Source organism: Myceligenerans indicum, assembly GCF_016742955.1.
GTDB classification, from domain to species: Bacteria; Actinomycetota; Actinomycetes; order Actinomycetales; family Cellulomonadaceae; genus Myceligenerans; species Myceligenerans indicum.
The window spans coordinates 1-23,204 of the sequence record NZ_JABBYC010000037.1; the positions used below are offsets into that span (position 1 = coordinate 1).

The window sequence follows — 23,204 nt, forward strand, 5'->3', positions numbered from 1 at the left end:
AGATGTGTATAAGAGACAGGGCCCACCCCGACGCCCACCCCGACGGAGCCGCCGCCGGGCGGCGGGGACGGCATGCCGGGTGCGCCCTACCTGTACCTGGGCTGGGGCAGCCCGCAGAACGCCGTCGACGTCATGAACCAGACCGGTGTGCGAGCGTTCACCATGGCGTTCATGCTGTCCTCCGGCGGCTGCAACCCCGCGTGGGACGGCAGCAGGCCGCTCACCGGTGGCACCGACGAGCAGACGATCGACGCGATCCACGCCGCGGGCGGGCAGGTGCAGATCTCCTTCGGCGGGTGGTCCGGCAACAAGCTCGGCCCCAACTGCTCCACGCCCGAGGCGTTCGCCGGCGCCGTGCAGCAGGTCATCGACGTGCACCACCCCGAGGTGGTCGACTTCGACATCGAGAACTCCGACGAGTTCGAGAACGCCGACGTCCAGGACCGCATCCTGCGCGGCCTCGCGATCGTCAAGCAGAACAACCCCGGCATCACGATCGCGGTCACCTTCGGCACCGGCCTGAACGGCCCCAACTGGTGGGGGACCCGCCTGATCGACCGTGCCGCCGAGCTCGGCACGCCGATCGACAACTACACGATCATGCCGTTCGACTTCGGGGCGACCGACATGGTGGCCTCCACGATCAGCGCCTCTCAGGGGCTGCGGGACGCCCTCAAGGCGGCGCGCGGCTGGTCCGACGCCGAGGCGTACGCCCACATGGGGATCTCCGGCATGAACGGGGTGTCCGACGTCGGCGAGATCACCACACCGTCCCAGTGGACCCAGATCCGCGACTGGGCCGTCTCCCACGGCCTGGGCCGGTTCGCGTTCTGGTCGGTCAACCGCGACCGGTCCTGCCCCGGTGGCGACGGTGGCGCCGCCCGCTCGGACTGCAGCAGCATCAGCCAGTCCGACCTGGAGTTCACCAGGATCACGGCGGGCTTCTGACGCGGGGCCCCCACCGGCCCTCTGGCTCGCCCGGTCCCTGGACCGAGCGGGTACCGTGTCCGACGTGACCGAGACTGCGCGACCCGCTTCCCCCGACGCCCCGCCCGTCCCCGCCGCCCAGGACGAGGTGGTCGGCATCTGCCGCGACCTCATCCGGTTCGACACCTCGAACTACGGCACCGGTGAGGGGCCGGGGGAGCGGGCCGCCGCGGAGTACGTGATGGAGCTGCTGACCGAGGTCGGGCTGGAGCCGCAGCTCTTCGAGTCCGAGCCGGGTCGTGCGTCCGTCGTCGTGCGGCTGGAGGGGACCGACAGGTCGCGGCCCGCGCTGGTGCTGCACGGACACCTCGACGTCGTGCCCGCCGCGGCCGGGGACTGGACCGTGGACCCGTTCGCCGCCGAGGAGACCGACGGCCTGATCTGGGGCCGCGGTGCCGTGGACATGAAGGACATGGACGCCATGATCCTGTCCGTCGTGCGGCAGATGGTGCGTGAGGGCCGCAGGCCCGCCCGCGACGTCGTCGTCGCCTTCTTCGCCGACGAGGAGAACGGCGGCCGCCTCGGCGCCGGCTACATGACCGCCGAGCACGCCGACCTCTTCGAGGGCGCGACCGAGGCCGTGAGCGAGGTCGGCGGATTCTCCGTCGACGTCGGCGGTCACCGCGCCTACCTGCTGCAGACCGCGGAGAAGAGCTTGTCCTGGATGCGGCTCCTCGCCGACGGCCGCGCCGGCCACGGTTCCCAGGTCAACCACGACAACGCCGTCACGGCGCTCGCCGAGGCCGTCGCCCGGATCGGGCGGTACGCCTGGCCGTACACGCCCACACCCACCGTGGACGCGCTCCTGAGCGGTGTCGCCGAGCTGACCGGGCTGCCCTACGACGCCGCCCGGTTCGCCGAGGACCCGACGATGGTGGACGACCTGGTCGCCGCGCTCGGCCCGGCCGCCAAGTTCGTGGGCGCCACCGTGCGCAACACGTCCAACCCCACGCAGCTGGAGGCCGGGTACAAGGCGAACGTCATCCCGGGTGCGGCGTCGGCGGCGATCGACGTGCGGCTCCTTCCAGGCCACGAGGCCGAGGGCATCGAGACGCTGAAGGAGCTGGCCGGGCCCGGCGTGCGGGTCGAGCCGATCCACCAGGACGTGTCGCTGGAGGTGCCGTTCACCGGTTCCCTCGTGGACGCGATGGTCGACTCGATCGCCGCGGAGGACCCGGGCGCCACCGTGCTCCCGTACACGCTGTCGGGCGGCACGGACAACAAGTGGATGTCGCGCCTGGGCATCACCGGCTACGGGTTCGCGCCGCTGCGCCTGCCCGCCGACCTCGACTTCGCCGGCATGTTCCACGGCGTGGACGAGCGTGTCCCGACCGACGCCCTGAAGTTCGGTACCCGCGTGCTGGACCGGCTCCTGGCCACCTGCTGACCCCATCTGCTGACCCCACCTGCTGGCCACGGCCGCTGCGGCGGGCCGGAGGCCGCCGTCAGCGGGAGGCGGGGAGGGTCAGGTGGCCAGGCCGCCCGCCGCCTCGATCCTGCCGGTGGCCAGCAGGACCGCCACCACGGCCGCCAGCGCGAAGCGGTAGTAGACGAACGGCGCGAACGAGTAGCGCTTGACGATCTTGAGGAACGCGACGATCACGAAGTAGCCGACGACGCCTGCGACGATCGTCGCGATGATGGTCGCGTTCCAGCCGGGCGCGCCCTCGGGGACCGGCTCGCCGATGGTCTTCACCAGCTGGTAGAAGCCCGACCCGAACACGGCCGGCAGCGCCAGCAGGAACGAGTAGTCCGCGGCGGCTCCTCGCTTGAAACCCATGAACAGCCCCGCGGCGATGGTTCCGCCGGAGCGGGACACGCCGGGGACGAGCGCGAGGGACTGCGCGATCCCGTACGTGATCGCGCTGCGGGGCGTGAGCGTCTCCAGCTCCCGCTGCTGGCGGGCCGTGCGGTCGGCCCACAGGATGACGGCACCGAACCCGGCGAGCATCGCCACCGTCAGCCACAGGTTGCGCAGGCTGGTCTCGATGTAGTCCTGGAACAGCAGGCCGAGCACCACGATGGGGATCGAGCCCAGGATGATGTACCAGCCCATCGCCGCGTCCGGGTCGCCGATGCTGATCCCGGGCCGGGCATGCCGCACGTCGACCGAGCCGGACGCCGGGCCCAGACCCAGGCGGGACCGCCAGTCGGAACCATTCGCCCCGGTCAGTGCACGGGACCACGCCACGAGGATCTGGCCGATCTTCTTGCGGTAGTAGATGACGACCGCCGTCTCCGTGCCGAGCTGGGTGATCGCGGTGAACGCTGCACCCGCGTCACCGGCGCCGATCAGCTCGCTCGTGATGCGCAGGTGCGCACTGGAGGAGATCGGGAGGAACTCGGTCAAACCCTGGATCAGCCCCAGGAAGATGGCTTGCCACGACGTCACGGGCGGTAACCCTACCCGCTGACGGGTAGCCTGCGAGCATGGAACACCGCAGGGTGGGGGCCTCGGGGCTGCGAGTCTCCGAGCTGGGGCTGGGCACGATGACCTGGGGCCGGGACACCGACGAGCTCGACGCCGCCGAGCAGGCACGCGACTTCCTCGACGCCGGAGGCACCCTGATCGACACCGCGGCCGCGTACGGCGAGGGGGAGGCCGAGAACGTCATCGGTACCCTCCTGGCCGGAAAGGTGGCGCGCGACGACGTCGTCCTGGCGACCAAGGCCGGCACGCGCCGAGACGCGTCGCGTGGCGCGCTCCTGGACTCCCTCGACGCCTCCCTGCGGCGGATGGGCACCGACCACGTGGACCTGTTCCTCGTCGCCTGTCCGGACGGGGCCACCCCTCTGGCCGAGACGTGCTCGGCGCTGCGGCTGGCCGTCACCTCGGGCCGTGCCCGCTACGTGGGGTTGTGCAACCATCCCGGCTGGGCCACCGCCCGGGCGGCGTCGCTCCTGGGCGAGGACATCGGCCTGCCCGCCCTGTCCCTCGAGTACTCCCTGGTGCAGCGTGGCGCGGAACGCGAGGCGCTCCCGGCCGCGGACGCGCTGGGCATGGGCCTGCTGGCCTGGTCGCCGTTGGGCCGCGGGGTGCTCACCGGCAAGTACCGTCACGGCATCCCCGCCGACTCGCGGGCGGCGTCGAACCAGCTCGCCGGGTTCGTGGCCCCGTACCTCGAGGGGGAGGCGACATCGGTGGTGGACGCCGTGGGCATCGCCGCGGACGGGCTCGGCCGGGCGCCCGCGGAGGTCGCGCTGTCCTGGCTGCTGGAACGGGACCAGCTCGCCTCCGCGATCGTGGGTGCGCGCACCCCGGCGCAGCTGCGCAGCAGCCTCGGGGCGACGGAGCTGAGCCTTCCCGCGGAGGTGCTGGCCGCTCTGGACGACGTCTCGGCGCCGCCCATCGGCTACCCGGAACGCTGGTAGGGGCCTCTCAGCGCGCGGGCTCACCCGCCGGCGCCGCGGGTTCCGCCTCCTCGACGTCCACGACCTCGTCCTCGAAGTCGAAGTCGAGGTCGTCGTCCTCGTCCTCATCGCCGGCGTCGTCGTCCTCGTCCTCGTCCTCGACGTCCTCGGCCAGGTAGAACGGGGTGACCTCGCCGAAGCGCGTGGCCAGGGCGTCCTCGTACACCTCGTAGGCGTCGGCGAGGACGTCGTAGGCGTCGTCGACGGCGGGGTCGTCGTCGCTCCTTCTCGTGGCGACCGCGTTGTAGTGGGCCTCGAGTGCGGCCACGAGGCGGTCAAGTGCGGCGCGCGGGTCAGCGGTCATGCATCGAACTCTACTGCCGCGCGCTGGCCTGCGGTATCGGTCAGCGCTATCCGGCGGACATCACATGCGTGAACGGGGGTCCTGCCGCTACAATCACCCGGCTGCCGAGGCCGTCCGAGACCGTGTCGATCGTGCCGCTCACCTGCCGGGATCCGCCTGCGGCAAGCTCCCGGCCCGCACGGCCAATCCTCGCTCACCCCTTGATCCCGGCAGCGCATGCGCAACAATGGTCGGACGAATTGTCGTCTGGGACGGGGACGGTGACACATGGCGAGTGACGGCTCCGCGTGGCGTAAGCACGGCCAGTACGAGTACCGGGTCGTGACCATCGACAGATCCACGAGCGTGCCCGACGCTCGCAAGCTCCTGACCGAGGAGGCCGAGTACGGCCGCTGGGAACTGGCGCGCACCCGCCTGTACCTGGGCGGTGAACGCCGGGTGTGGCTCCGGCGCAAGATCATCCGCGTGCAGCCGACGCTGTAGCCCCCACGACGCGGGACCCCCGCGCGACCAGCCTTGGTGACCAGCCGTGGCGACCAGCCGTGGTGACCAGCCGTGGTGAGCGGCCCGGGCGGGGCGGCCGGGGGGCGGCCGTCCCCCCGGCGGGATCCGTGGTGACCTTGCGTGTGACCTCCGCCTCGAACGGTTCGGGGCGTCCCGTCGTGTCGTACGGACCGTCTAGGCTGTGCGGGTGCATTCCTGGCCCTTCCCGCAGATCCCCGCGATTCCCGGTAGCTCCGACAAGATCCAGGTGCACGACACCTCGACCGGTGGCCTGACCGAGGCCGCACCCGGAGCGACGGCGGGCCTGTACGTCTGCGGAATCACCCCGTACGACGCGACCCACATCGGCCACGCGAACACCTATGTGACGTTCGACCTGCTGGTCCGCGCCTGGCGCGACGCCGGCAAGCGGGTCACGTACGTCTCCAACGTCACCGATGTCGACGACCCGCTGCTGGAACGCGCAGCCGCGACCGGCGTGGACTGGCGCGACCTCGCGCGGGACCAGACAGCCCTGTTCGCCGAGGACATGACGGCACTGGGGGTCGTCCCGCCGGACGTGTACGCCGGGGTGGTCGAGTCCGTGCCGGACATCGCGGCCGGCGTGGCCACCATGCTGGAGTCCGGCGCCGCGTACCGGGTCCCGCCCGCCGGCGACGGCGCCACCGGCGACGACATCTACGCCGACCTCTCGGCCGATCCCGACTTCGGCACCGTGTCCCGCTACGACGGCGCCACGATGAGCACCCTGTTCGCCGAGCGCGGGGGCGACCCCGACCGTCCCGGCAAGCGCGACCCGCTGGACCCGCTGCTCTGGCGCGCCGAACGCCCCGGCGAGCCCGCCTGGGACGGCGGGACGCTCGGCCCGGGCCGGCCGGGCTGGCACGTCGAGTGTGCGGTGATCGCCCGCGCGGGACTCGGCCTGGCCGGCGGAGGCACGTTCGACGTCGAGGGCGGCGGGGCCGACCTCGCCTTCCCGCACCACGAGATGTCGATCTCCCACCTGCGAGCCCTCGGCGGCCGGCCGGCCGGCGCGCACGTGCACGCCGCCCTCATCGCCTACCAGGGCGAGAAGATGAGCAAGTCGCTCGGCAACCTGGTCCTGGTCTCCCGGCTCCGTGCCGACGGGGCCGACCCGATGGCGATCCGCCTCGCCCTGCTCGCCCACCACTACCGCCCCGCCTGGGAGTGGACCGACGCCGACCTGACGGCGGGCACCGAGCGCCTGGAGCGGTGGCGCGCCGCGGTGTCCGGCAACGGCGGCCCGTCCGCCGACGGCGCCCTTGCCGCCGTCCGCGCCGCGCTCGGACGCGACCTCGACGCCCCGGCGGCGCTGGCCGCGGTGGACGCCTGGGCGGCGGAGGCCCTGGACCCGGCGCGCGACACGGCGGCCGACGAGGAGGGAGCTCCGGGGGTGCTCTCCCGCGCGGTCAACGCGCTCCTGGGCATCCGGCTCTGAGCACTGCCCTCGTGCCGGAACCTACCGGCACGCGCCCGAGGACCACACCGTCCCGGCGGATCGGGGAGATCGACGGGCTCCGCGGGATCGCGCTGACGCTGGTGGTGTTCTTCCACGTGTTCGGGGCCGGCCGCGTGTCCGGCGGTGTCGACGTGTTCCTGGTCATCTCCGGGTTCCTGACCACACGCGCGGTCCTGCGCCGGGCCACCGCCGGCCGGCTCACGGTCACCCGCGCCTGGTCGCGCGACCTGGACCGTCTCGCCCCGACCGCGCTCCTCGTCCTGCTGGCCGTCATCGGCGGCACCCTCGCGCTGCTCCCGGCCCAGCGGTGGCAGAGCGTGCTGCGCGAGGCGGCGGCGTCGGCCACGGGCTGGGAGAACTGGCGCCTCGTCGACGCCGAGCTCGCCTACGGGGCCGCCGGGCCGGGCGCGAGCCCGCTCCAGCACTTCTGGTCGCTCGCCGTCCAGGTGCAGTACCTGGCGGTGCTCCCGGCCGTCGCGCTCGGGTGCGTGATGCTCGCGGGGCGCGTGCGACGGGTACGCGGCCGCAGGATCACCGCCGAGCGCCTCTTCGGCCAGCTGCTCGCCGTCGTGACGGTGGCCTCCCTCGCGTACGCGGTCCGGCTCACGTCCGTCGACCAGCCGGTCGCCTACTTCCACACGTTCGCGCGGGTCTGGGAGATCGGCGCGGGCGGGCTCCTGGCCCTGGCCGTGGGCCGGATGTGGCTGCCGCCGGCATGGCGCCGCGCCGCGGGCTGGACCGGACTGGCCGCCGTCGTCTCCTGCGGCTTCCTGTTCGACGGCGGACGCCTGTTCCCGGGGCCCGCCACCCTCTTCCCGGTGACGGGCGCGCTGCTCGTCCTCCTCGCCGCGGACGCCGGGCAGTCGCGGGCGGGCGAGGACGACGCCGGCACCGCCCCCCTCGGGCTGTTCACCCGCCTGCTGGACAACCCGCTCCCACGGTGGCTCGCCACGATCTCGTACGCGCTCTACCTGTGGCACTGGCCCCTGCTGGTGGCGTGGCTCGTCGTCACGGGCCGGCCGCACGCGGGCGTGCTCGACGGGGCGACCGTGGTCGCCGTCTCCGTCCTGCTCGCCTGGGCGACGGTGACCTGGGTCGCGCGACCGGTCGAACGGTGGTCCGCCCGTCCCGCGACGGGCGAGACCGCACCCGCGCCGCGCCGCCGGCTCCCCGTCAGGTCCGGCGCGATGCTCGGCGCGGCATCACTCGTCCTGGCGGGTGGCGCCTGGGCGAGCGCCGACGTCGTCGAACGGGAGGATCTCGCCGAGCTGGCCGCGCTCACCGAACCCTCTGCCGCGCATCCCGGCGCGGCGGCGCTCCGCCCCGGCCGGTCCGGGGACGCCGGTCCCGCGGGCGTGCCGTTCCGGCCGTCGACGGCGATCGCGGGGCGGGACGGACGGCACCTGTCCGACTGCATGAACAGTGACGGGGCGAGCCCGGAGGTGGTGACCTGCGTCATCGCGGAGCCCGACGCGGGCGAACCCACGCGGCGCGTCTTTCTGGTGGGTGGCTCCCACACCCAGCACTGGGAGGACGCCTGGGTCCAGGTCGCCGACGACGCCGGCTGGGAGGTCACCGCGATGATCAAGCACGGCTGCCGGCTGACGGTGGGCCCGGTGGTCTCCCGCCGGGCCTGCGCCGACTGGTCGGCCGGTGCCCTGCAGGCCGTGATCGCCGCCCGGCCCGACGCCGTGGTCGTGGAGAGCACGAAGACGTCCGCCGACGGTACCGACGTCGTCCTCCCGGAACAGGAGGCCGCCTGGGAAGCGATCACCGATGCCGGCATCCCGGTGCTCGGCGTGCGGGACACTCCCCGCTTCGAGGAGCGGGTCCCCGTCTGCCTCGCGCGCCATCAGGACCTGACCCGCACGGCGGCGACGGCGGCGTGCTCCGCACCCCGCGACGAACTGTTCGGGGATCCGTTCCCGGCCGCCGGAAGGGACGGGTCCCCGGTCACCAGGATCACGCGCGTGGACCTCACGGACGCGATCTGCGGGCCGCGCACCTGCGACGTCGTGGTGGGCAACGTGCTGGTCTACCGGGACACCGACCACCTGACCGGCACGTACGTGACCACGCTCGGCCCCGACCTGGACATCGCGGTCCGGGAGGCCGCGCCCTGGCTGTTCGAGCCGGCCTCCCAGGCCCGGCAGCCGTAGCGGCGGCGCCCGCGGTCCCGCGCCTCAGATGGAGCCCGGGCCGCCCGGGTCCTTGCCGTCCTTGCCGCCGATGTCGCGGCGACGCAGGTATCGCTCGAACTCCCGGGCGATCGCGTCGCCGGACGCCTCGGGCAGTTCCGCGGTGTCCTTGGCCTCCTCGAGCTGGGCGACGTACTCGGAGATCTCGGAGTCCTCGCTGGCCAGCTCGTCCACGCCCTGCTGCCAGGCCGCGGCGTCGTCGGGCAGGTCGCGCATGTCGACGGACTCGCCGAGCAGCTCCTCGATGCGGGTCAGGATCGCCAGCGTCGCCTTGGGCGAGGGCGGGTTGGCCACGTAGTGCGGCACCGCGGCCCACAGCGAGACGGACTGCAGGCCGCGTTCGGCGGCCTCGTGCTGCATCACCCCGACGATCCCGGTGGGCCCGGTGTAGGTGTTGGGTTCGATGTCCAGCACCGCCTGGACGCCCGCACTGTCCGACGTCGCCGTCATCGGGATCGGGCGCGTGTGCGGGACGTCCGCCAGCAGCGCGCCGAGCGTCACGAACGACTCGACACCGAGGTCTCCCGCGATGCCCAGCACCTCGGCGCAGTACTTGCGCCAGCGCATCGACGGTTCGATGCCGTGCACCAGGACGACCGTGCGCGTGGGCAGATGGGCCACCCAGACCGACGTCGTCGGCCACGTGATGAACTGCTTGCCGTCGTCGTCGAAGGCGACGGTGGGGCGATTCACCTGGAAGTCGTGGTACTCGTCCGGGTCCAGGTCGGCGACCTTCTCCGCCCCCCACACCTCGCAGAGGTGTGTGAGCGCACTGGTCGCCGCGCCCCCGGCGTCGTTCCAGCCTTCGAAGGCAGCCAGGAGCACGGTCCTGCGGACCGTTCGGGACGTCGGGGCCTGCTCGTTCGGCTCGGACTGGGCGTCGGTCATCCTCCCACCCTATGGGGTAGGCCTCCCGCTACCCGAGCGAGTTCGCCCGTGGCGTGGCGCAGCCCGTTCGGAATATCGCCGCTGCTCGGCCGTTGGAACCAGCATGACCAAGCTGCAGGGTGAATACGTTCCGAGCGCTGCCGGATGGGTGCGCGACCAGGTCGAGGCGTTCGAGGCATCGGGCGGAACCGAGGCCAACACGCTGCGGGGCGGCGGTGACCCGATCGTGGTGATCACCAACCGTGGTGCGAGGACCGGGAAGATCCGCAAGACCCCGCTGATGCGGGTCGAGAAGGACGGCAGCTACCTGGCGGTCGGGTCGCTGGGGGGCGCGCCGAAGAACCCGGTCTGGGTGTACAACTTCCGGGCCAACCCCGAGGTCGAGCTCCAGGACGGGGCGGTGCGCAGGGCGTACGTGGCGCGCGAGCTGTCGGGGGACGAGCGCGCCCGGTGGTGGGACTTCGCGGTGGAGACCTGGTCGACCTACGGCGAGTACCAGAAGAGGACGGACCGCCTGATCCCGTTGTTCCTCCTGGAGCCGGTGGACTGACCCGTCTCCCGGAGCCCGGCGCTCCGTGAGGTGTCCAGGCCCGTGTCCAGGCCCGTGTCCGGGTCGGCGGCCGCAAGGGGGCCGCCGGCCCGGACACTGGCAGGACACGGGCCGGGCGCCATGCCCGACGACGCCCGGCCCGGGGGCCTCACACCCCCGCGGACACCCGGGCGGCGCCCCGGGGCCGGACCCTGGCCCGCCCGAGCCGTCCCCACGCGACGAACGCGGCGAGCACGCCGAGCGTGAGGATCGCCGGCAGCCCGGCCCCGCCCGCCACGATGACGTCCGTGACGGCCGCAGCGACCATGGTCGTGGTGAGCCCGAGCGCCGCGACCGGTGTCAGGACGGGCAGGATCCTGGTCGCGGCGGGCAGGACGAGGCCCAGCGCTCCCAGCACCTCCGCCCAGCCCGCGATCTTCAGCAGCACGACCGGGACTCCCGGTGACATCGCCTCCAGGTCGGCCGGGGCGCCCACGACCTTCATGCCGCCGAAGAACAGGAACGCCAGCGCCAGCACCGCTGAGACGATCCACACTGCGATCTTCATGTCAGTACCTCTCCTTGCGGGTTCGATGCCGTGGTCCGCGCACTTCTCACCTCGGTGCGCGTGCGGCTCATGGCCGTCCATGAGGAGTCAAGGCGGGGCACTGGAGGAATAATCCGGGTGAATCCCCATAACTTGACCTGAATGTCGGGGCCATGCTTGCGGCAAGTGCATGGAATAGTCAACAGATCGCTGAAAGGGTGTCAAAAGTATTGAGTGGGGAGATCTCCCCTTGACTTCCACCGCAGGCGGTGGTCACTGTGTGTCTCGGCCCTGACCGGGGTCGAGAGTTTCGCCATCGAGTCATGTCCGGGGCCGGGCTCCGGGCCAGGGGGCGTGCCGAGTGCTCACGATGCGGGTCAGGATCCTGGGCTCACCCGAGATCAGCGACGGCGGAGCCTGGCATCCCGTGACGGGCAAGTGCCGCTCCGTGCTGGGAAGCCTCGTCGCGCGTGCGCCACACCCGGTGACCGTGGCCGGGATCATCGACGACGTCTGGTGCCAGAACGCGCCGGAGTCCGCGCCGACCCAGGTCTACGGCTACGTCAGCAAACTGCGCCGGCTGCTCGGCGGTCTCGGTTCCGACATCATCCGGCGGCGTGGCGCCGGGTATCTCCTGTCCGCAGGTGAGGTCGGCGTCGACGCGCAGCGGTTCGAGCGGGAGGTTCACCAGGGCCTGGACACGTTCCGCACGGGCCGGATCAGCGACGCGCGCGACATGCTGTCCGCGGCGCTCTCGCTGTGGCGGGGCGACCCGTTCGACGGCGCGTCGCCAGGGGCCGCGGCTCAGGCGCTGGCGGTTCGTCTCGAAGACCTGCGGATGACCGCCGTCGAGCACGTGCTGGAGGCGCGGATCGAGCGTGGCGAGCACGAGGTGGTGGTCGGCGAGCTCCAGGAGCGGGCTCGCCGGCATCCCTTCCGGGAGCAGCTGCGCCGGCAGCTGCTGGTCGCGCTGTATCGCAGCGGCCGTGAGGCGGAGGCGCTCCTCGAGTACGACCGGCTCCGGCAGACGCTCGCCGACGAGCTCGGCACCGACCCGAGCCCGGCGACCCGTGCCGTCCACCAGCAGATCCTCGACCGTGACCTACCTCCTGCGCGGCGACAGGCGACCGCGGTGACCGCGGCCCCGGCGCCGGCTCGTCCCGTCCGTCAGCTGCCGCCGGGGGTCGCGGACTTCGCCGGACGCTCCGCAGAGCTCCGCACCCTGGAGGCCTACGTCCGCGAGCACGACTGCGCCGACGCCCCGGCGGTCGTCGTCGTGAGCGGAGCCCCCGGGACCGGGAAGTCCACGATCGTGCTCCGTCTCGCGCGGGCGCTCGGGGACCGGTACCCGGACATGCAGCTCCACCTCGATCTCGGCGGGACCTCGGCCGCGCCCAGGGAGCCGGGCGAACTGCTCGCCACCCTGCTGCACGGCCTCGGCCGGTTCGGACACCCTCTGCCCGACTCCGTCGAGGCCCGCGCGGCGCTGTTCCGGTCGCTCATGTCCGACCGGCGCACGCTGCTCGTGCTCGACGACGCGGCACACGCCGGTCAGGTGCGCGCGCTCCTGCCGTCCAACGGGCTGTCGGCCGTCCTCGTCACGAGCCGGAACGGTCTGACCGAGCTGCCCGGCGCCAGGCATCTGCAGCTCGGCGCGCTCCTGCCGGAGGACGCCGAGGAACTGCTCGCCAGGATCGTCGGCCCCTCCCGGGTCGAGCGCGAACCCGCGGAGGCCCGGGAGATCGTGCGCCTTTGCGGCTACCTGCCCCTGTCCATCCGGATCGCCGGAGGGAAGCTGCTCAGCCGGCCCTCCTGGCCGCTGCGACAGTTCCTGGCCCGGCTCACGGACGAGTCACGACGCCTGGCCGAGCTGAGCCTGGGCAGCCTCGACGTACGGGCCAGCGTGGACCTCTCGATCAGGTCGCTGCCGCCCCAGGCCGCCCTGGCCTTCGACCTGCTCGGCCTCCTGGGCCCCGACGACCAGCCAGGATGGGTGCTCGGCGCCCTGACGGACCACGCGGACCACGAACCGGTCATGGAGGTGCTTCTCGACGGCGGTCTCGTGCAGGCGGTCCGGCACGACGGCGCCGGTCAGGCGCGCTACCGCATGCACGACCTGATCCGGGTGTACGCACGGGAGCGGGCGACGAGACGTGGGGCAGAGGTCTGCCGCCCGGCGGCGGACCGGGTGGTGCGCGGCTGGGGGATTCTCGCGAACCGGGCACGGGAAGGACGGCCGCCCAGCCTGTTCGATCCGCTCGGCGGCGGATCGGCGGCAGCGGCGGACGACGCCGTCCGTGCCGTCGTCCGACCCGTCGAGACGGTGGTCCGCGACGCGCCCGCGTGGCTCGCCGCCGAACGGCACGCCCTGCTCGGCGCGGTGCAGCTCGCGCGCGCCTGGGAGCTGGCCGGTCCGGGTGCCCGGCTGGTCGAGGAGCTGGCGCCCCTGTACGACCAGCAGGCGCTCTACGACGACTGGCGTGCCGGAGCGCAGTCGATGCTGACCGTTCCGGGCCTGGACCCGATGGCCGAGGGCGCGCTGCGGCGCGGACTCGGACAGGTGATGATCTACGCCAACGAGTTCGAGGCCGCGACCGAGCAGCTGCACGGCGCCGAGCGCGCCTATGCCGCGCGGGGCCACCGGCTCGGCGTGGCGATGTCCCTGGCCGGGCTCGGTACGGTGCACCGGTTCTGCGGCCGGCTCCCCGAGGCGGCCGAGTGCCTGCGCGACGCGCTCGGCCCGGTGGTCGAGGCGGGCGATCCGCCCCGGGAAGCACTGCTGCGCGGCTCGATCGGGCGGGTGCTCGTCGCCCAGGGCCATCCGGCCGAGGCGCGGCCCTGGTTCGCCGCGGCGCTCCGGCTCGCCCGGGGGAGCGGCGACAGGCATCGCGAGGCGGTCACCCTGCGGGACCTGGGGCTGCTCGAGCACGACCTGGGCAACCCCCGTCAGGCGGCGGCGGACCTCGGGCGAGCGCTCGCCGTGTTCCGCGGTCTTGACGACGAACGGTGCACCGCGACGACCCTCCTGCGCTGGGGGGCGATCCTGCTGGACGAGAAAGACGCCGCACGCGCCGCCGCCGTGCTGACCGAGGCGGCCGCCGTCTTCCGCAGGATCGGCCTGTGGGACGGCGAGGCGCGGTGCCGGTCACTGCTCCGGGAGGCCGGTGCGCTCGGGCCTGCCGGCGCGGGGCCGGTGCTCCCGGCGCGGCGAGGTGGAGCCGCGCGGGCCGGCGGGGCTCCTCGACAGGCGCAGGGCGCGCCCGTCCGGGACGCGCCCTGCGGTCACGGGGTCCGGTGAGGATCCCGCTGGTGACGGGTCAGTGGTTCACCTTGAACCACGGCTGGGCCCAGCCGAGGTAGTGCTCGCCCCACTTGCTCTCGACCTGGGAGATCGTCGTCCTCGAGATCGTGTTGTAGCCGTTGATGTCGTTGGAGACGAAGTATCCGCCGCCGATCGAGATCATCACGTGCCCGGCTCCGGTGCTGCCCCCGCTGAAGAAGGCCAGGCCGCCGGCCGGAACCGTCCGGTCGCCCCCGTGCTTGTGCGTGGACGGGATCTGGGTCCAGTGGACGTACGCCGTCGACGAGCCGCTGTTGGACCAGCCGTAGGCGTTGGCCACGAACCGGTCGCAGTAGCCGCCCCAGCCCGTCGACCCGATGTGGTTCTTGGCCCAGGTGACCGCCCCGGCGCAGGTGCGCGGGTTGTTGAAGCTGTTCTTGCAGCTTCCGGAACTGCGGAACGGCGACACGTCGTGCGACGCGTTGTTGTTCTTGACGGAGGACTTGAGGTTGCGCTTGGCGCCGGCTCCGACGGCGTCGTACGTCCCGCCGTAGTAGGAGTTGTAGTGCACGCGCACCGTCTTGCCGGTGCGGTTCCACACGGAGGCCACGTTGTTCTTGATGCACTGGTTGTAGCCGCTGCGGCCGGAGGTGCGGAACACGTAGCAGGTGGCGGGGTCGGTGCCGTAGTTGCCGAGGTCGGTGGCCGCGTGGTCGGAGATGGACCCGGCATTGTTGCTGTTGTAGTAGAAGCAGATCTCGCCGCTCTCGCAGACGCCGTTGCGCGCCGTGGCGGCACTGGCCGGGGCCGCGCCGGCGACGCCGACCAGCATGCTGCCGACCAGGGCCAGGGCGATCACGAATGCCCTGCTGACGCGACTTCTCACCAGTTCCATGGCTGACTCCTCGCTCGTGGTGGGGCGGTCACGAGCGAGCGTGCCCGGGGCGGCTATGCGCCCCCTACATCTGGTCTACATCTCGGCCGGGGTGAATCCCGGCCGGGTGAATATCAATGGGGTGAATCTCCACCGGGTGAATTTCTGCGGGGTGAGTCTCTGACAGCAGAGCGCCATTCTTCGCAGTCCTCCGGCCAATGATCGGTTGACCGGGAGCAGGGGCGATCGCTACGCTCGTGGAGGTCTGAATCGTCGCCGGCGTTGTCGACATGACAATCGCCGCGCGTATTCTGCGGCACCCCCCGTACCGGCGCTGTTGCCACCGGTTTCGGACCGCTTGTTTCCCAGGATCCTCATTCCGTTCGTCGGCCGGCTACCCGCGTCACTGTCATTGTGGAGAGGCGTCGGTGGCTTGCTCACCACGATCGAACACGTCCTTTCCACCATGCACGGAACAGCGGAGGAGAGCGCGACGCATGGCTGAACCGCAACTCACCCACACGCAACTCTCGGCACTGAGTGGTGATGTCACACAGGCGATGCACACGGCGCACCGAGCCCTCGTGCGCCTCGCCACCCCGCTGGCACCGGCGGTGGCGGACCGCATGGAGCAGCTCGCCCGGGAGCACGAGGCGGCCTTCGGCCGCGATCTGGCGCAGCTCAGAGATGCGCTTGACCTGGCCAAGGACTATGGGACCGAGATAGATCCCCGGCGCCCCTCGCAAGGAGACCGCCTCTCGCCGCCCGGATACCCGGTCGCGACGCCTGGATTCGACACACCACACGACGACCTGCTCGGCTCCCTTCCACGGACGACCGATACGGCGCCGTACGGCAACGCCGGACCGTCCGAGGGGAGCGGTGCCCGTGAACTGGGCGCTGCGGCCCGTCCGAGCAGCGATCCGCGCGACTGGGTCGGCGGCGCGGCGAGCCAGGATCGCGGCAACGAACCGGACGTCGTCAACCAGGTGGACGACAACACGACGCAGCGTCTCTGGTACTTCGACGACGGCGGCTTCATCGAGGAACTGACCACCAAAGAGGGCGGCGTACGCGCCACGACGATTTTTTCCTATGAAGCGGCGTCCGGCGAACGGTCCGGTGAGACGTCGCTGTACGACCAGGACGGCCTCGTGATTCGCACCACCTTTCGCGCGCGCCAGGACGGCTCGTCCAGCGGAAGCACGAGAGTGCGCAACGGCGGGACATACACCATCTACATCTGGGACAAGCCCGCGGAGGACCAGCCTGCCGAAGGCCGGACCGAGAAGACCACCGGCGAGGACGTCAAGAAGGACATCGCGACACTGCCCGGCACCGAAGCCGGATCGGGCTCGGCGCTCGCGCAGGCATTCGCCCGCAGGTTCGACCACTCCAAGAAGACCGGGGCGCGCGTTCCCACGCTCGTCAATCCGGGCGACCCCGACTACCAGCCCGATGACACCGGTCCACGCCTGAAGCCTGGTCCGGGGCTGGTCGACGTCCACCGCCCAGCACCTCGCCCCATCAGTCGAGAGCAAGCGGAGCGATGGCAGAAGGAGGTCAAGGACAGGGCCGGCGGGCGCGTCAACCCACCGGATCCGAACGACCTGCCGTAGCGAGCGATCTGCCGCCGTTCCCGGGTCGGCCCCGGCCGCCGGGCGCGGCATGCGAACGCTTGCCGAGGTAGTGGGCCGGCCGTGCGACCGACTACCTCGGCAACGTCCTCACCGGTTCATCGGGCGGGTGCGTGCCTCGCCCCGTGGTTCACCGGGCGGGGGCGAGGGCGGGGCGGCGGCCCAGCAGTGCGGTCGCGCTGGCGATCAGCCCGGCCACCGCCACCGCGGTCACCATGTACAGCCCCGGCTGGTACTGGGCGATCGACGTGGCGGCACCGCCGGAGATCAGGGCGGTGACGACCGCGAGGACGATCGCTCCGCCGATCTGGCCGGAGGTCTGGACCAGGCCTGAGGCCAGGCCCTGCTCGTCGTCGGCGATGCCCTCGGTGGCCTGGACCATCACCGACGAGAAGCCGAGCGCGAAACCCAGGCCCAGCAGCGCGAACGCCGGAAGGTAGTCGGTGAGGTAGGACGGCTCGGCCGAGTCGCCGCGCAGGATGAACCACAGATAGCCGAGGACGAACGCCGCCATCGAGGTGACGATCATCGGCGTCGTGCCGAAACGGTCGATGAACCGGCCCGCGAGGGGCGACAGGATCGCGACGATGATGCCGGCCGGGGCCAGGGCGAGCGCCATCTGGATCGGCTCCCACTGGAGCGTGTTCTGCAGGTACAGGGTGACGATCGTCTGGAACGAGATGTAGGAGCCGAAGATCGCGAGCGCGGCCAGGTTGGCCCGGACGATCGACCTGACCCGGAAGATACCCAGCCGCACCAGTGGCTCGCGGACCCGGTTCTCGAGCACGAGGAACGCGCCGAGGAGGACGGCTGCACCCACCGCGGCCGTGGTGGCCAGCGGGGTGAACCCGGTCTCGGGGACGGTCACGATGGTGTAGACCGCTGCGAGCATCCCGCCGGTGAGGGTGATGGCACCGGCGAAGTCGATGTGGCCTCCCGCCGGCCGGGAGGTCCGGGGGACCACGATGAACGCGGCGATGGTCACCAGGATCACGACGGCGACCGGCGCGAAGAACGTCAGGCGCCAGTCGATGCTGGTCAGGGCACCGGAGGCGATGAGGCCCGAGGCGTAGCCGGTGGCACCGAAGACCGTGAAGACCGACAGGGCCTTGTTGCGGTCGTGACCCTCGGAGAAGGTCGTGGTGATGATCGACAGGGCGGCCGGGGCGGTGAACGCGGCGGCGATGCCCTTGACGACGCGCGAAGCGATCAGCAGAGCCTCGTTGTCCACGAGACCGCCCACGAGCGAGGCGGCGCCGAACACGACGAGCGCGGTGAGGAACACCGGCCGTCGGCCCAGAAGATCGGCCATCCGCCCGCCGAGCAGGAGCAGACCGCCGTAGCCGAGGATGTAACCGTTGACGATCCATTGGAGCGAGGTGGTCTCGAGGCCGAGTTCGGCGCCGATCGACGGAAGTGCGACGCCGACCATGGACACGTCGAGCGCGTCGAGGAACATGGCCAGGCCGGCGACGAAGAGCACGGCCCACAGCCGCGGCCCCCAGGGCTTCGGAGCGGGTGTCGTGTGGTCAGAGAGTTCCGGGACGGGGGTACCCGGAGTTCTGGTTTCGGTGAGCGCCATGGTGGCAACATAAATGCGCGCGCATGAGATGTCAACGCATAAAATGCGTGGACATGAGATGCACGGGCATGGTAATGTGCCCGGCATGGACGCAGCATCCGAGGTCGGCGTGGATGTTCGGTGGTCCGAGACGCTCCGCACCTACCACGCCGTGTCGAACGAGCTGGAGCACGAGCTCCAGGCCGGTCATGGCCTCGGCCTGAGCGACTTCGAGCTGCTCAAGGCCCTGTGCCGGTGCTGCGCGCCGGACAAGGGCACCGTGCTGATGAAGGACCTCGAGGCCGAGATGTACCTCAGCCAGAGCGCCTTCTCACGGACCGTCACGCGCCTGGAGAAGGCCGGGTTCGTGGAGCGCGCGGCCTGTGGCTTCGACCGTCGCTCGAACTTCCTCGCGATCACCGACGCGGGAAGCGAGCGCTACCTGTCGGCAGCCGAGACGCATCGGGCAGTCCTGGACAAGCACTTCGGCTGAGGCTCGTCGGGTGCCGGCCGGGGCCTCGCGTCGGCAGCGCGTCCACCGGGGAGCTCGGCAGGCCCGCCACCCGCCGGTTCTCAGTCCAGGCAGAACTCGTTGCCCTCCGGGTCCTGCATGACGATGTGACCGCTGCTCAGCGGCGGCTCCGGCTCGAAGCGCCGCAGGCGGGTCGCGCCCAGGGCGACGAGTCGGTCGCACTCCTTCTCCAGCGCGGCCATGCGTTCGCCGCCGAGCAGGTCGGACGCCGTGCGCACGTCGAGGTGGACGCGGTTCTTGGCGACCTTGTCCTCGGGAACCTGCTGGAAGAACAGGCGCGGGCCGGTTCCGTCGGGATCCTCCACCGCGGAGGCGCTGTTGCGCCGCTCCTCGGGGACGCCGGTGCGTTCGAGGAAGTCGTCCCAGGCGGCGAGCGGGTCCGCGCCGGGCTCGGGCGTGACCCCGGGAGGGAACGGGTGCACGTAGCCGAGCAGGTCCCGCCAGAACGTGGACAGGGCGCGGGGATCGTGGGCGTCGAAGGTGATCTGGACTGTGCGGCTCATGGCTGTACTCCGTTCGACCGTGCGGTGCCGACCGGGCCGGCGGGCGGCCTCGCGGCCTGGTGGGCGTGCAGGTAGAGGTCACGCAGCAGGCAGACCTCGGACAGGTGATGGATCAGCTCGCGGTTGAGGTGCAGGACCAGCTCCGTCATCGGCGCCCGGGGGAACGGCTCGGCGGTCCCGACCGGGCGGGCGAGACCATCGTCGTCGAGCGCACGGACCCCGGCCAGCCAGACGGCGATCTGGGCGTCGAGCTGATCCAGCGCCGTCCGGGCGTCGCCGGCGTACTCCCAGGACTCGTACGACGCCGCGGGAGCGCCGAAGTGGGCCGCGCTACGCATCGCCAGACATCCGACGACGTGCCCCAGGCGCCAGGCGCCAGGCGATCGTCGTCAGCGGCGACGGCACCGGTTCGGGGAAGGCGAGGTCGATCGTGAAGTCCCCCGAGCCGGCCTGGACCGGAGCGGTCGACGTGCCACGGGGCCGCACGTTCCATGCCCCGGGAACGGGCTCCCAGCGGTACTCGTCGTCCGACAGCGGCTCGTAGCGGCCGGGCAGGCCGTGGAACCGAGGGCGTAGGTGATGCTTCCAGTGCCATGCGAACTGGTCGGACAGCATCCGCGTCAGCGTGTGGTCCGGCCCGGGTGTGGTCGGGTCGTCGTCGTTCATGGCATCAGGCTGACACCCGAAGCGGACAGGATCGGTCCGCACGGTCTGCGAGACTTCCGGTGTGGACCACGAGCAGAGCGGCGACGCCCGCGGCACGACCGAGCGCGTCCTGGCCCTGCTGGGCCTGCTCCAGGAGCGCCGGGTGTGGACGGGACCCGAGCTCGCGGCGCGGATGCGGGTCACCACCAGGACCGTTCGCCGGGACGTCGACCGCCTGCGCGCCCTCGGCTATCCGGTGCACGCGAGCCACGGGGCCGGCGGGGGCTACCAGCTCGGTGCGGGGCAGGTGCTCCCGCCGCTGCTGCTGGACGACGAGGAGGTCATCGCCGTCGCCGCGGCGCTGCTGGCGGGCGCCGGCGGCGCCGAACCCGGCGGAGAGGCGGCCCTGCGAACCCTCACCAAGCTCGACCAGGTCCTGCCGTCCCGGCTGCGCGACGACGTGCGCGCCCTGGCCGAGTCCGTGGAGTCGTTCGGCCAGGTCCGGCTCCGCGCGGATCCCGACGTTCTCATGGTGACCGCCCGGGCGTGCCGCGACGGGGTCGAGCTGGCCTTCGACTACCGGGCCCGGGACGGCACGAGCGGTCCCCGGCGCGTGGAGCCCGTTCGGCTCGTCGCCTCCGAGCGGCAGTGGTACCTGCTGGCCTTCGACCGGGACCGCGAGGCGTGGCGCACCTTTCGGGTGGACCGGATGAGCCAGGTCCGTGCCCGGACCTGGCGGTTCCGGCCGCGGGAGATCCTGGAGGGCGCGGCCGCCTACGTCCAGCGGTCCGTCGCGGAGAGGGTGTACCCCCGTCGCGCGCGGTTCCTCGTGCATGCCGGGGCCGACGTCGTGCGGCCCCGCATCCCGGCCTCGGCCGCCGTCGTCCGGGAGCGGGACACGGAGACCTGCGAGATCCAGGCCGGCGGGCACGACCTCGACCTGCTGCTCCTGCACGTCACCCTGCTGGGGTACGAGTTCGAGGTGCTGGAACCTCCGGAGCTCGCGCGGCGGTGCGAGCTGCTGGCCGGCCGGCTCCGGTCCGCCGCTCTCGCGCGCGAGTGACGGTGCCGGCGTGGAGCGGAGCGTGTCAGCGACCGCCGGGTCGGGTGCCCGCCTGCTGCGCCGTACGCAGGCCTTGTCCGGGCCTCTGGAGCCCCCGGCCCGTGCCCTGCGGCCGTGGTCAGCGGGTCGTGTGCGCCCCGCCGTTGACGTGAAGGGTCTGGCCCGTGACATGACGGGCCTGGGGCGAGGCCAGGAACCAGGTCAGCCCGGCGACGTCGGCGGGCAGGCCGGCGCGCTTGTCATGGGTGGCGCCGATCAGGCGCTCCCGCCGCTCCACGGAGAGCTTGCCGCGGAAGTAGCCCGTCTCGTCGATGAAGCCCGGCGCGATGCAGTTGGCGGTGATCCCGCGAGGCCCGACCTTGGCGGACAGGCCTGCCGTCCAGGCCTGCACGGCTGCCTTCGCGACGCCGTAGGAGGAACCCGCGTACTCCGCGCCGATCGAGCCGACGGTGATGATCGAGCTGCCCTCGCGCATCTGCGGAAGGGTGGCCTCGACCGTGAGCACGGTGCTGATGAGGTTGGCGTCGAGATTGGCGCGCCAGGCGTCGGCGGCGGCGGCGAGGCGGTCCGCCTCGGCGGGCGTGTCGGCGTCGGACGGGGCGGGGGCGGCGTCGTCGAAGCCGGTGTTCCCGCCGGCCATGCCGACGACGACGTCGACCGGACGGCCGAGGCCGGCCACCAGGTCCGCGACGTCGTGCGGCCGGGCGACGTCGCAGACCACGGGCCGGGCATTCGTGGCCTCGGCGGCGCGTGCGAGCCGGTCGGCGTCGCGGCCGGTGATGACGACGTCGTCCCCGGAGCCGACGAACCGCTGGGCGACGGCGCTGCCGATGCCACCCGAACCTCCGGTGACGAGGACAAGGCGAGGCATGAACGATCCTTCCTGTAGATTTAGAGCTAAACATACAGGAGGATCGGGATGACCGAATACCCGCTGGACGGCTCCGGCGCGATCTCCGCCGTGGACATCGCCGCAGCCTGGGACCGTGAGCTGCCAGGTGTGCCGACGTCGTCGATCGGCGTGATCACCCCGCTGTGGCGGGTGGCGAAGGTGCTTGCCGACGAGCGTCGTCGGACCCTGGGCCGCCTCGGGGTCGACCCGGCGACGCTCGACCTGCTCAGCACGCTGCGCCGCGCGGGCGAGCCATGGACGCTCACCACGCGGGAACTGACGGAGCGATGCCTGGTCACCGCGGGTGCGATCTCCCAGCGCGTCGCCCGCGCGGAGCGGGAGGGGCTGGTGACACGTGCGCCGTCGTCGGCGTCTCGACGGGCCGTCGCCGTCGCGCTCACCGAACGGGGGCACGACGTGGTCGAGCGGACGGTGCGGGGGCTGCTCACGCACGAGGAGGAGTTGGTGGTGGGCCTGGCCCCGGAGGAGCGGAGGCGGCTGGGCGAACTGCTGGGGAAGCTGGCCGCGAGCGCGGCCGGAGGCGGAGGCGTGGGCGGGGAGGGCTGAAGGTCCCGCCGGTCCGGTCGGGCTCGCTCGGTCGGGCCCGCTCGGCCAGGCTCGCCCGGCCAGGCTCGGCCGCCGAGGCCTGGTGACCGGGAGTGCGCCGGGCGGCCGGGGGTTCACCCCGGCCGCCTCGTGTCACCGTGAGGTCGTGAACGAGATCCAGGTGTCCGGCGGCACGTCCGGCCTGCCGGGGACGGGCCGGTGCTCCTCGGTCCACGCCTGCCCGGCCGCGTCCGTGGCGACCGCCCGCCAGAAGGCGACGGCCGGGGCGTTGGCGTCCTGGAACGCGATCTCCCAGGGGCCCGGGAAGCACGCGATCACCTCGGCGGCGAAGCGGCGCCCGACGCCGGCCCGTCGCGCGCCGGCCACGACGAAGAACGAGTTCAGCACTCGCGTGGGGCCCCCGAGGCCGCGGACCAGCGCGAACCCCACCGGTCGTGGCAGGAGGCCCTGCTGCGCCGGGTCGCCGGGCGGTGGTGTCGCATGAGCCAGGACGCCGCGCCATCCGGCGTCGGCGAGTCCGGCGTCGGCCGGTGCTGTGTCGGCCGGCGCCCTGTCGGCCAGTGCGGCGTCGGCCAGTGCGGCGTCGAGGCGCTCGCGGCGGAAGGTGCCGTCCGGATTCGGCAGCGTGCCCGTCAGCCCCGACAGCTCGTGCCGGAACAGCAGCCACAGGTGCTCCAGGAGCGTGGCGTCCCCGGGCATGGCCGGTCGTGTGGTGAGGGAGCTGGCAAGAGGTGTGGTCATACACAAAAGCCTCGTGCGCCGATGGGTGCACGAGGCCGGTCCCATTCTCTCACGTCGGCGT

At 72.3% G+C, this 23,204-nt stretch carries 23 protein-coding genes; 12 read left to right on the plus strand and 11 right to left on the minus strand.

Annotation, left to right across the window (positions count from 1 at the left end):
* Window positions 1-72: 72 nt before the first annotated feature.
* Together HGK34_RS16320 and HGK34_RS16325 are read left to right on the plus strand one after the other, a co-directional pair.
* A complete protein-coding gene (locus HGK34_RS16320; RefSeq protein ID WP_244666848.1) occupies window positions 73-948 on the plus strand; it encodes a chitinase in 876 nt (291 codons plus the stop codon).
* Window positions 949-1,012: 64 nt separating this feature from the next.
* Window positions 1,013-2,374, plus strand: a complete 1,362-nt coding sequence (locus tag HGK34_RS16325) for a M20/M25/M40 family metallo-hydrolase (protein ID WP_201849345.1) — start codon at window positions 1,013-1,015, stop codon at window positions 2,372-2,374.
* 78 nt (window positions 2,375-2,452) lie between these two features.
* Here the strand turns inward: HGK34_RS16325 and HGK34_RS16330 are convergent, their stop codons facing one another.
* Complete coding sequence (locus HGK34_RS16330) at window positions 2,453-3,379, minus strand: undecaprenyl-diphosphate phosphatase (RefSeq protein ID WP_201849346.1); 927 nt, start codon at window positions 3,377-3,379, stop codon at window positions 2,453-2,455.
* A gap of 38 nt (window positions 3,380-3,417) precedes the next feature.
* On the opposite strand from HGK34_RS16330, the gene HGK34_RS16335 reads away from it, so the two are divergent.
* On the plus strand, window positions 3,418-4,359 hold the full coding sequence (locus HGK34_RS16335; RefSeq protein ID WP_201849347.1) for an aldo/keto reductase: 942 nt from the start codon (window positions 3,418-3,420) through the stop codon (window positions 4,357-4,359).
* A 7-nt stretch (window positions 4,360-4,366) separates the two neighbouring features.
* On the opposite strand, the gene HGK34_RS16340 is transcribed toward HGK34_RS16335, so the two are convergent.
* Window positions 4,367-4,702: a primosomal protein gene (locus HGK34_RS16340; protein WP_201849348.1), complete on the minus strand. Its 336-nt coding sequence runs from the start codon at window positions 4,700-4,702 to the stop codon at window positions 4,367-4,369.
* A gap of 267 nt (window positions 4,703-4,969) precedes the next feature.
* On the opposite strand from HGK34_RS16340, the gene HGK34_RS16345 reads away from it, so the two are divergent.
* From HGK34_RS16345 to HGK34_RS16355, 3 genes are all read left to right on the plus strand, one after another.
* Window positions 4,970-5,185 (plus strand): DUF5703 family protein, encoded by a 216-nt coding sequence (locus tag HGK34_RS16345; RefSeq protein ID WP_201849349.1) that lies wholly within the window; start codon window positions 4,970-4,972, stop codon window positions 5,183-5,185.
* 208 nt (window positions 5,186-5,393) lie between these two features.
* Window positions 5,394-6,665: a cysteine--1-D-myo-inosityl 2-amino-2-deoxy-alpha-D-glucopyranoside ligase gene (gene mshC / locus HGK34_RS16350; protein WP_201849350.1), complete on the plus strand. Its 1,272-nt coding sequence runs from the start codon at window positions 5,394-5,396 to the stop codon at window positions 6,663-6,665.
* Between the two features lie 11 nt (window positions 6,666-6,676).
* Window positions 6,677-8,845 (plus strand): acyltransferase family protein, encoded by a 2,169-nt coding sequence (locus HGK34_RS16355; RefSeq protein WP_201849351.1) that lies wholly within the window; start codon window positions 6,677-6,679, stop codon window positions 8,843-8,845.
* A gap of 24 nt (window positions 8,846-8,869) precedes the next feature.
* On the opposite strand, the gene HGK34_RS16360 is transcribed toward HGK34_RS16355, so the two are convergent.
* A complete protein-coding gene (locus tag HGK34_RS16360; protein ID WP_201849352.1) occupies window positions 8,870-9,772 on the minus strand; it encodes a PAC2 family protein in 903 nt (300 codons plus the stop codon).
* Window positions 9,773-9,875: 103 nt separating this feature from the next.
* On the opposite strand from HGK34_RS16360, the gene HGK34_RS16365 reads away from it, so the two are divergent.
* Window positions 9,876-10,322 (plus strand): nitroreductase family deazaflavin-dependent oxidoreductase, encoded by a 447-nt coding sequence (locus tag HGK34_RS16365; RefSeq protein ID WP_201849354.1) that lies wholly within the window; start codon window positions 9,876-9,878, stop codon window positions 10,320-10,322.
* Window positions 10,323-10,470: 148 nt separating this feature from the next.
* Here HGK34_RS16365 and HGK34_RS16370 read toward each other — a convergent pair whose 3' ends face one another.
* Window positions 10,471-10,869 (minus strand): DoxX family protein, encoded by a 399-nt coding sequence (locus HGK34_RS16370; protein ID WP_201849355.1) that lies wholly within the window; start codon window positions 10,867-10,869, stop codon window positions 10,471-10,473.
* A gap of 349 nt (window positions 10,870-11,218) precedes the next feature.
* Between HGK34_RS16370 and HGK34_RS16375 the strand changes: the two genes are divergently transcribed.
* Window positions 11,219-14,146: an AfsR/SARP family transcriptional regulator gene (locus HGK34_RS16375; RefSeq protein ID WP_201849356.1), complete on the plus strand. Its 2,928-nt coding sequence runs from the start codon at window positions 11,219-11,221 to the stop codon at window positions 14,144-14,146.
* 19 nt (window positions 14,147-14,165) lie between these two features.
* Here the strand turns inward: HGK34_RS16375 and HGK34_RS16380 are convergent, their stop codons facing one another.
* Window positions 14,166-15,023, minus strand: a complete 858-nt coding sequence (locus tag HGK34_RS16380; protein ID WP_201849357.1) for a peptidase inhibitor family I36 protein — start codon at window positions 15,021-15,023, stop codon at window positions 14,166-14,168.
* 605 nt (window positions 15,024-15,628) lie between these two features.
* Here HGK34_RS16380 and HGK34_RS16385 point away from each other — a divergent pair.
* Window positions 15,629-16,621, plus strand: a complete 993-nt coding sequence (locus HGK34_RS16385) for a hypothetical protein (RefSeq protein WP_201849358.1) — start codon at window positions 15,629-15,631, stop codon at window positions 16,619-16,621.
* Window positions 16,622-16,769: 148 nt separating this feature from the next.
* On the opposite strand, the gene HGK34_RS16390 is transcribed toward HGK34_RS16385, so the two are convergent.
* Complete coding sequence (locus HGK34_RS16390; RefSeq protein WP_201849359.1) at window positions 16,770-18,221, minus strand: MFS transporter; 1,452 nt, start codon at window positions 18,219-18,221, stop codon at window positions 16,770-16,772.
* 85 nt (window positions 18,222-18,306) lie between these two features.
* On the opposite strand from HGK34_RS16390, the gene HGK34_RS16395 reads away from it, so the two are divergent.
* Window positions 18,307-18,693 (plus strand): MarR family winged helix-turn-helix transcriptional regulator, encoded by a 387-nt coding sequence (locus tag HGK34_RS16395; RefSeq protein ID WP_201849360.1) that lies wholly within the window; start codon window positions 18,307-18,309, stop codon window positions 18,691-18,693.
* An 80-nt stretch (window positions 18,694-18,773) separates the two neighbouring features.
* On the opposite strand, the gene HGK34_RS16400 is transcribed toward HGK34_RS16395, so the two are convergent.
* The 3 genes from HGK34_RS16400 to HGK34_RS22885 are packed head-to-tail and all read right to left on the minus strand — an operon-like array spanning window position 18,774 to window position 19,901.
* On the minus strand, window positions 18,774-19,235 hold the full coding sequence (locus HGK34_RS16400) for a VOC family protein (RefSeq protein ID WP_201849361.1): 462 nt from the start codon (window positions 19,233-19,235) through the stop codon (window positions 18,774-18,776).
* Window positions 19,232-19,573 carry a DinB family protein gene (locus HGK34_RS22880; RefSeq protein WP_244666849.1) on the minus strand — a complete coding sequence of 114 codons (342 nt, stop codon included), beginning with the start codon at window positions 19,571-19,573 and terminating at the stop codon, window positions 19,232-19,234. Before HGK34_RS22880 ends, HGK34_RS16400 begins: the two co-directional genes overlap by 4 nt.
* Entirely contained in the window at window positions 19,566-19,901 is a 336-nt protein-coding gene (locus HGK34_RS22885; RefSeq protein ID WP_244666850.1) for a hypothetical protein, read from the minus strand. Before HGK34_RS22885 ends, HGK34_RS22880 begins: the two co-directional genes overlap by 8 nt.
* Window positions 19,902-19,962: 61 nt before the next feature.
* Here HGK34_RS22885 and HGK34_RS16410 point away from each other — a divergent pair, with 61 nt between their 5' ends.
* Complete coding sequence (locus HGK34_RS16410) at window positions 19,963-20,943, plus strand: helix-turn-helix transcriptional regulator (protein WP_307816019.1); 981 nt, start codon at window positions 19,963-19,965, stop codon at window positions 20,941-20,943.
* A 118-nt stretch (window positions 20,944-21,061) separates the two neighbouring features.
* Here HGK34_RS16410 and HGK34_RS16415 read toward each other — a convergent pair whose 3' ends face one another.
* Window positions 21,062-21,814: an SDR family NAD(P)-dependent oxidoreductase gene (locus tag HGK34_RS16415; protein WP_201849363.1), complete on the minus strand. Its 753-nt coding sequence runs from the start codon at window positions 21,812-21,814 to the stop codon at window positions 21,062-21,064.
* A gap of 48 nt (window positions 21,815-21,862) precedes the next feature.
* Here HGK34_RS16415 and HGK34_RS16420 point away from each other — a divergent pair, with 48 nt between their 5' ends.
* Window positions 21,863-22,402, plus strand: a complete 540-nt coding sequence (locus HGK34_RS16420; protein WP_201849365.1) for a MarR family winged helix-turn-helix transcriptional regulator — start codon at window positions 21,863-21,865, stop codon at window positions 22,400-22,402.
* Window positions 22,403-22,534: 132 nt separating this feature from the next.
* Here HGK34_RS16420 and HGK34_RS16425 read toward each other — a convergent pair whose 3' ends face one another.
* The gene (locus tag HGK34_RS16425; protein ID WP_201849366.1) at window positions 22,535-23,143 is read right to left on the minus strand and encodes a GNAT family N-acetyltransferase; all 609 of its coding nucleotides are present in this window, start codon (window positions 23,141-23,143) and stop codon (window positions 22,535-22,537) included.
* Window positions 23,144-23,204: the final 61 nt, after the last annotated feature.